The organism is Burkholderia sp. ZZQ-2 (genome assembly GCF_050768715.1).
In the GTDB taxonomy this organism is placed as follows: domain Bacteria; phylum Pseudomonadota; class Gammaproteobacteria; order Burkholderiales; family Burkholderiaceae; genus Burkholderia; species Burkholderia cepacia.
The window spans coordinates 1-1847 of the sequence record NZ_LDVA01000200.1 but is presented as its reverse complement, the minus strand read 5'-3'; the positions used below and the strand labels follow the sequence as shown (position 1 = coordinate 1847).

Below are 1847 nucleotides of genomic sequence, written 5' to 3'. Positions count from 1 at the left end.
TGGGTTCATCGGCGGAGTGTCCTCGGTTACCCGCGCGCAGGTGGCGCGGTTGCCGGGCAGGTTACGGAATCGGTTTCCAGCCGACAAACATCGAATCGTGCAATGCATATTCGCGCCGCGGCGGCCGCCATCGCCGCCGTCGCCGCACGCGGGCGTTTCATCCAGCGTCTTGCGCGGCCGACGGAACCGTCCGCAGGAACGCGCGCACCGCCGGCGCCTTTTCGAAGCGCCGGTGCGCGAGTGCGAGTTCCGACGTGATCGGCTTGCCGGCGATCGGCCGGTACACGACACCCGGCAGCGACACGCAGCCGGCGAGCGCATCGGGAATCACCGCGACCCAGCCGTTCACGGACACGCACGCAAGCACCGCGAGCAAGCCGCCCGGGCGGGCGGCGACCAGCGGCGCGAAGTGGCCGCGGCGCGCGACTTCGAGCGTGCCGCGCTCCTGTTCGGGCACCGCGAAGCGCGCGTCGGCGAGGTCGGCCGCGCGAACGGCGGCCATCGACGCGTAGCGCGACCCGGCCGGCACGGCCGCGACGAACACGTCGCGTTGCAGCGTGATGATCCGCAGGCCGCCGGGCAGCGGCAGCGGCGGGCGGACGTACGCGAGGTCGAGGCGGCCGGTGTCGAGCTGGTTCGCGACGTCGTCCATCGGCACTTCGCGCAGGTTCAGTTCGATGCGCGGGTGCGCGTCGCGAAACGCGCCGACCGTGCGCTGCAGCGTGCCCGAATAGACGGCCGACGACACGTAGCCGATCTCGATCCGGCCGAGCTCGCCGCGCTCGGCCAGCGCCGCGAGTTCGCGGCCGCGCTGCAGGTGTTCGACCGCGGCGCGCGCTTCGGCGAGATAGGCCTCGCCGGCCGCGCTCAGCGTGACCGCGCGGCGCGACCGGTGAAAGAGACGCACGCCGAGTACGCGTTCGGCTTCCTGGATCTGCCGCGTGAGCGCGGGCGGCGCCATGTCGAGCGCCTCGGCCGCGCGGGCGAAGTGCAGGTGCTGCGCGACGCTCAGGAACGCGCGCACGTGACGGAATTCGAGCCGATCCATGATTGCAGTTTTCGTCAATAAAAAAGCGTCTGAGTGTCAATGACGGGCAATACCGGGCAAGCCTAGCATACGGTTCGTTCAATCTGTTCCGGAGAGTCCGATGTCCCAGTCTTCACCGGCGTCGCGCGCGGGCGCGGTTGCCGCCCCGCGCACGGGCGGCCGCATGCCCGCCGCCGCGACGCTCGCCGTCGCGTCCGCGACCTGCTCGCTGATCGTGCTCGACACGAACGTCGTCGCCGTGTCGCTGCCGAGCATCGCGCGCAGTTTCCACGCGAGCTTTGCCGATATCGAATGGGTCGTGAGCGCGTACATGACCGCGTTCGCCGCCTGCCTGCTGCCGGCCGGCGGGCTCGCCGACCGCTTCGGGCGCAAGCGGATGCTCGGCGCGGGGCTCGCGCTGTTCTTTCTCGCGTCGCTCGGCTGCGGCGTCGCGCCGTCGGCCGGCTGGCTGATCGCCGCGCGTGCGGTGAAGGGCGGCGGCGCCGCGCTGTTGCTGACGGCCGCGCTCGCCGTGATCGCGAACCGTTTTCCGGAGGGGCGCGAGCGGGCGCGCGCGTGGGCGATCTGGGGCATGTGCATGGGGATCGCGACGGCCGTCGCGCCGCTCGTCGGCGGCGCGATCACGCAATGGATCGGGTGGCGCTGGGTGTTCCTGCTGAACCTGCCCGTCTGCATGCTGCTCGCGGCCGGCGCGCGCGTCGCGATCGACGAGTCGCGCGATCCGCACGCGAAGCGCGTGGATGCGGCCGGCAGCCTGTTGTTCGGCGCGGCGCTCGCGTGCGCGATCGCGGCCCTGATC

At 72.0% G+C, this 1847-nt stretch carries 2 protein-coding genes; one reads left to right on the top strand and one right to left on the bottom strand.

From position 1 onward, the window contains the following. Window positions 1-157: 157 nt before the first annotated feature. Window positions 158-1048 carry a LysR family transcriptional regulator gene (locus ABY44_RS14005; protein WP_060173198.1) on the bottom strand — a complete coding sequence of 297 codons (891 nt, stop codon included), beginning with the start codon at window positions 1046-1048 and terminating at the stop codon, window positions 158-160. A 100-nt stretch (window positions 1049-1148) separates the two neighbouring features. Here ABY44_RS14005 and ABY44_RS14000 point away from each other — a divergent pair. Beyond that, window positions 1149-1847, top strand: a 699-nt coding sequence (locus tag ABY44_RS14000; protein ID WP_431641322.1) for an MFS transporter, incomplete at its 3' end; no start/stop codon positions are given.

Excerpts from the sequence above, each read along its gene's own strand:
- ABY44_RS14005 (WP_060173198.1), bottom strand. The coding sequence starts at position 1,048 with ATGGATCGGCTCGAATTCCGTCACGTGCGCGCGTTCCTGAGCGTCGCG.